Genomic DNA, 5,628 nt, shown 5'->3' on the forward strand with positions numbered 1-5,628 from the left:
ATGTTGAGGTCACCCAGCATGCCGAGCGAGGCCGAGACGCCGCCCGTGGTCGGGTGGGTCAGCACCGAGATGTACGGCACGCCTGCTTCATGCATGCGCGCGATCGCGGCCGAGGTCTTCGCCATCTGCATCAGCGAGAACAGGCCTTCCTGCATGCGGGCGCCACCGGTGGCGGAGAAGCACACAAGCGCGCTCTTTTCCGCGAGGGCCTTCTCGGCGGCACGGGCGAACTTTTCGCCCACGACCGAGCCCATCGAGCCACCCATGAAGGAGAATTCGAAGGCTACGGAAACCAGCGGGCGACCGAGCAGCTTGCCGGACATCGCGATCAGCGCGTCCTTCTCGCCGGTGCTCTTCTGCGCGGCGACGATGCGGTCCTTGTACTTCTTCTGGTCCTTGAACTTCAGCGCATCGACCGGCTCGAGCTTGCCCCACAGCTCGGTCGTGCTGCCTTCGTCGAAGAACGAGAGCAGGCGCGTGCGCGCGGCGATCGCATGGTGGTGGCCGCACTTCGGGCAAACCATCAGGGACTTTTCGAGCTCCGGCTTGTACAGCACGGTGCCGCAGCCAGCGCACTTCTCCCACACGCCCTCGGGGACCTTGCCCTTGCCTGCGGCAGAAGCCGGGGCACGGGTCTTCGGGGTCATGATTTTCTGAAGCCAGTTCATCGTGGATCTCCGATAACGTGCGGATGGCGCGCAAGCGCGCTCCTACAAAAAGCCTGCTCCCGCGCATCCGGCGCGAAAGGTGTGTCCCCGTTGGCGATCAGCGCGCGTCGAGCGCGGCGCGGATCGGTGCCAGGAAGGCGTGAGCCCTGCCAGCGGCGTCTTCCGCCGTGGTCGCACCGGCGAGGCGCTCGACGAGCGCACTGCCAATGACGACCGCGTCGGCGAACTCGCCGATCGCCTTCGCCGAGGCTGCATCGCGGACGCCGAAGCCGACCGCCACCGGCGCCTTCGACTGCGCACGGATTCCCGCGACGCGCTCGGCGATCTGGCCGGTACTGAGCTGGGCCGCGCCGGTGATGCCAGCGAACGACACATAATACAGGAAGCCCGAAGCGGCCTCGCAAAGCTGGGCCAGGCGGCCCGCGGCGGTGGTCGGCGAGGCGAGCAGGATCTGGTCCAGGCCGGCATCGCGAAGCGGCGCCAGCACCGCGGACTCTTCCAGGGGGCAGTCGACCATCAGGACGCCATCGACGCCAGCTTCCACGGCATCTTCGGCGAACTCCCTGTATCCGTACATCTCGACGGGGTTGAGGTAACCCATCAGGACGATCGGCGTTTCACTATCCGTCTCACGGAATGCAGCGATCCAGGCGAGGATGTTGTGCAGCCCTACGCCCTTCTCGATCGCCCGCTCCGACGCGTGCTGGATGACCGGGCCGTCAGCCATCGGGTCGGAGAACGGGACGCCGAGCTCGATGATGTCGGCGCCCGCGGCGACCAGGCCGTGGAGGAGTTCCACCACGTGCTCCGGCGAGGGATCGCCGGCCGTGACGAAGGTGACCAGGCCGGTGCGGCCGGCTTCCTTGAGGGCCGCGAAGCGGCGTTCGATGCGGCTCATCAGATCTCGATTCCTTCGCGCGCGGCGATCGTGTGCACGTCTTTGTCGCCACGGCCCGAGAGGTTGGCGAGGACCAGGCCATCCTTCGGCAGCTCACGGGCCAGCTTGATCGCCTGGGCGATCGCGTGGCTCGACTCGAGCGCGGCAAGGATGCCCTCGGTACGCGCCAGCAGGTGGAAGGCCTCGAGCGCTTCGTCGTCGGTCACGCCGACGTAGTCAGCGCGCCCGGCATCCTTCAGGAAGGCGTGTTCCGGGCCGACGCCCGGGTAGTCGAGGCCGGCGGACACCGAATGGGTCTCGACGATCTGGCCGTTGGCATCGGAAAGTACGTAGGTACGGTTACCGTGCAGCACGCCCGGCTTGCCGGCGGCGAGCGATGCGGCGTGGCGACCGGTCTCGATGCCGTCGCCAGCGGCTTCCGCGCCGACGATGCGCACATCGCGGTCGTTGAGGAAGGCGTGGAACAGGCCGATCGCATTGGAACCACCACCGACGCAGGCGGTGATAACGTCCGGCAGGCGGCCGAACTGCTCGAGCGTCTGCGCACGGGCCTCGCGGCCAACGATGGCGTTGAAGTCGCGCACCATCTGCGGGTACGGGTGCGGTCCGGCGACGGTCCCGATGATGTAGAAGGTGTCGGCGACGTTGGTGACCCAGTCGCGCATCGCTTCGTTCAGGGCATCCTTCAGCGTCTGCGAGCCCGATGTCACCGGCACCACTTCGGCACCGAGCAGGCGCATGCGGTACACGTTGATCTTCTGCCGCTCGATATCCACGGCGCCCATGTAGACCACGCACTTCTGGCCCATGCGGGCCGCGACCGTCGCGCTGGCCACGCCATGCTGGCCCGCGCCAGTCTCCGCGATGATGCGGTTCTTGCCCATGTGCCGGGCGACCAGCGCCTGGCCCACGGTGTTGTTGATCTTGTGCGCGCCCGTATGGTTCAGGTCTTCGCGCTTGAGGATGATCCGCGCTCCGCCCACGTGCTTCGTCAGGCGCTCGGCGAAATACACCGGGCTCGGCCGTCCCACGTAGTACTTCAGGTCGCGATCGAGCTCGGCGATGAAGGCGGGATCCTGGCGCAGGCGCTCGTAGGCGGCCGTGAGCTCGGCAAGCGGCTCCATCAGGGTTTCGGCCACGTAAATGCCGCCGTAATCACCGAAGCGCCCGTGCGCGTCGGGATAAGCGTGGAAATCCGGGATCTGGGTCATTGCGTTACCGTGTGTTGCTGAAGGGGAATCACGCGCTGGGGATGGCGCGCACGGCGGCGAGGAAGCGTTCCATCTTAGCCCGATCCTTCAGGCCCGGCGATGTCTCAATGCCGCTGGAAAGATCGACGCCCCAGGGGCGCGCTACGCGGATCGCTTCGCCCACGTTATCCGCGGTGAGTCCGCCGGCGAGCACCAGCGGTTGCGCCAGATCGCGCGGCATCCGCGTCCAGTCGAAGCGCTCGCCGCTGCCACCGGTTTCACCGAGGCCGTGGCCATCCAGCAGCAGGCCGGTCGCGCGAGGGTAAGCGCGCAGGCGCGCCAGTGCGCCCTCGCCCTCCCCCATGGCGATCGCCTTGAGGTAACGCACGCCGTGCGCCGCGCAGGCTTCATCGGTTTCCACGCCGTGGAATTGCAGCATGTCCGGGCGAACCCGACGCACGATCTCGTCCACGTAAACCGGGTCGTCGTCCATCACCAGCACGACGCTCGTGACGAACGGCGGCACGGCATCACGCAGCGCCATGGCCTGTTCGATCCCGACGTAGCGCTTGCTCTTCCGGGTCATGACGAAGCCGACCGCATCGACGCCAAGTGCGGCGGCGGCGTGGACATCCTCGACGCGGGTGAATCCGCAGTACTTCACGCGGGTCATAAGGTCACCTCGGCAGGCAGGCCCCAGTGCGCTTCGTAGCGCGGGCCGAGGAAGGTCAGGCCTTCCGCGGGCGCGGTGGCGCCGGCCACCTCGCGGTTCCGGCCTTCCAGCAGTTCAGCCATCCATTCGACCGGCTGCTCGCCCCGGCCAATGGGGATGAGCGAACCCACGATGTTCCGCACCATGTGGTGCAGGAAGGCGTTCGCCTCGATCTCGACCACGATATGGATATCGTCCTGGAACACGCGGATGTTGCGCACGTTGCGGCGAGCATGGGCCGCCTGGCAGGACACGGCGCGGAACGCGGAGAAGTCGTGCTCACCGACAATCGCCTGGGCGGCCTCATGCATGCGCGGCGCGTCGAGCGCCTTCTTTTCCCAGGCGACGAAACGGGCATCCAGCGCCGGGCGCACGAAGCGTGGCAGCAGGCGATAGCGGTAACGGCGGGCGCGCGCAGAGAAGCGGGCGTGGAAATCGTCGGCCACAGGCTGGGCCCATGTCACCGCCACGCTGCGCGGCAGGTTGGAACACGCGCCGAGCACCCAGCCGCGCATGTCGCGCTGCACCTCGGTATCGAAGTGGACGACCTGGCAGCGGCCGTGCACGCCCGCATCGGTACGCCCGGCGGCGGTCGTTTCGATGGGCTCGTGGGCGACGAAGGAGAGGGCTTCCTCCAGGGCACCCTGCACGGTCTTCGCGTGGCTGAGCTTCTGCCAGCCAAAGAAGTCGGTGCCGTCGTATTCGACGCCTAGGGCGATGCGCATGGGGTATCTGGGCGGGGGAAACCCTGAAGGTTACCCCGGAACGACGGTGGGAGCGAGCTTGCGGGCCATGGGCAGGCGGGGGCCCATCGCTCGCAAGCTCGCTCCCACGGGTGCGACGCTATCAGGCGATGCCGTCGAGGATGCGGCGGGCCGTATCCTTCTGCATCTGGGTGCCTTCGCTGATCACCTCGTCGAGCATGAGGCGGGCGCCTTCGGAGTCGCCCATGTCGAGGTAGGCGCGGGCCAGGTCGAGCTTGGTATCGACCGGGTCATCGCTGAAGCTCTCCGGGCCGGCGGTGTCGACCGGCTCCTCGTCCCCGAACGCCGGCTCGTCGAAACGCGGGGGCTCATCGAAGCGCGGCGGCTCGGCCGGGACGACCGGCGCAGCGTGCGCTTCGTCGTCGAACGACCAGGTTGAACGCTCCTCGGCCGGGGCCTTCTCCTCGGCGAGGATGTCGCCAAAGGCAGGGGCATCGCCTGCCTCGGTATACGGCGATTCCGGCGCGTCCACGTCGAAGACGTCGGGGGCGTGCGGACGGCGGTCGGCCTCGGCGCGCTGCACCGGGGTCAGGTCGAAGTTGAAGTGGTACTCGCTGTGCTTCTGTGGTGCCGGCGGGACCGGGTGGGCATCCTCGTCCGGGCTGGTCACGTAGTTGCCCAGGTCGAACGCCTCGAGACCGGCCGATTCCTCGTGCCCCGCATGCGACGGCGCGTAGGTGTCGCCTTCGTACGGGTCGTCGATGGCATCCACCGGCTGGCCACCGAACAGCGGATGCGACGGCGCGAGCGCTTCGCCCATCATGATCACTTCGCGCCACTCCGGCTGGTCCGGATCGGCAACGTGCGCGTACATGGCTTCCGCGGCGGCTTCGAAGTGCTCGACGTCGCGGCGGCCGTAGTAGAGGCTGACCAGTTCGAGGTGCAGCCCGATGTCGTCCGGGTGCTCGGCGAGCGCGTCGATGATCTCGCGCTGGTCGGCATCCATCGTGTCTTCATGCTCGGTATCGAAGCCGCTGAACGTCGGCTCCTTGCTGAAGCGGTCGGCCAGCGAGCTCGGCGCCGCCGAGGCAGCTGCCGGCTTCTTGCGGCGGCCGAAGACGGCGGCCACGAGCAGCAGCAGGATGACGACGGCACCGCCGCCCCAGGCCCACGGCTGCATGAACCACTCTTCTTCCTCGACCGGCGCAGGCGCGGGCGACAGCTTCTTCGGCTCCGGCTTCGCGACCGGTGCCGGCGGGGTCGCCGGCGGCTGTGCGGCGGCGACAGGCGTTGCGGCCGGCGTCGTTGCCACCGTGGCTGCCGGGGCCGGCGTGCTTGCCGCCGGAGCGGCCGCGCTGGCAGCAGGAGCCGGGTTGGCCGCGGCGACAGGCGCCGTGGTGGAAGGGGTCGATGCAGCTGCAGCCGCGGCGGGAGCCGGGGCTGCCGGCGCCGGAGC

The 5,628-nt window shown here is 68.3% G+C and carries 6 protein-coding genes; all 6 read right to left on the reverse strand.

Annotated elements, in window-relative coordinates; translation table 11 throughout:
- A partial coding sequence (locus ACTHLF_RS00235; protein WP_440323780.1) for an acetyl-CoA carboxylase carboxyltransferase subunit beta occupies positions 1-668 on the reverse strand: 668 nt, incomplete at its 3' end.
- A 97-nt stretch (positions 669-765) separates the two neighbouring features.
- Positions 766-1,566, reverse strand: a complete 801-nt coding sequence (gene trpA / locus ACTHLF_RS00240; RefSeq protein ID WP_440323782.1) for a tryptophan synthase subunit alpha — start codon at positions 1,564-1,566, stop codon at positions 766-768.
- Positions 1,566-2,777: a tryptophan synthase subunit beta gene (gene trpB, locus ACTHLF_RS00245; protein ID WP_440323784.1), complete on the reverse strand. Its 1,212-nt coding sequence runs from the start codon at positions 2,775-2,777 to the stop codon at positions 1,566-1,568. The genes trpA and trpB overlap by 1 nt, the downstream gene beginning before the upstream one ends.
- A gap of 28 nt (positions 2,778-2,805) precedes the next feature.
- Positions 2,806-3,429, reverse strand: coding sequence for a phosphoribosylanthranilate isomerase (locus ACTHLF_RS00250; protein WP_440323786.1), 624 nt, complete (start codon positions 3,427-3,429; stop codon positions 2,806-2,808).
- On the reverse strand, positions 3,426-4,193 hold the full coding sequence (gene truA, locus ACTHLF_RS00255; RefSeq protein ID WP_440323788.1) for a tRNA pseudouridine(38-40) synthase TruA: 768 nt from the start codon (positions 4,191-4,193) through the stop codon (positions 3,426-3,428). Before truA ends, ACTHLF_RS00250 begins: the two co-directional genes overlap by 4 nt.
- Positions 4,194-4,314: 121 nt before the next feature.
- A partial coding sequence (locus ACTHLF_RS00260; RefSeq protein ID WP_440323790.1) for a FimV/HubP family polar landmark protein occupies positions 4,315-5,628 on the reverse strand: 1,314 nt, incomplete at its 5' end.

Origin of the sequence: Luteibacter sp. (assembly GCF_051958795.1) — a bacterium.
Lineage (GTDB): Bacteria > Pseudomonadota > Gammaproteobacteria > Xanthomonadales > Rhodanobacteraceae > Luteibacter.

What these genes read in the sequence shown, in the direction of transcription:
- truA (WP_440323788.1), bottom strand. Translation starts at nt 4,193, where the DNA reads ATGCGCATCGCCCTAGGCGTCGAATACGACGGCACCGACTTCTTTGGC.
- ACTHLF_RS00250 (WP_440323786.1), bottom strand. Translation starts at nt 3,429, where the DNA reads ATGACCCGCGTGAAGTACTGCGGATTCACCCGCGTCGAGGATGTCCAC.
- trpA (WP_440323782.1), bottom strand. Translation starts at nt 1,566, where the DNA reads ATGAGCCGCATCGAACGCCGCTTCGCGGCCCTCAAGGAAGCCGGCCGC.
- trpB (WP_440323784.1), bottom strand. Translation starts at nt 2,777, where the DNA reads ATGACCCAGATCCCGGATTTCCACGCTTATCCCGACGCGCACGGGCGC.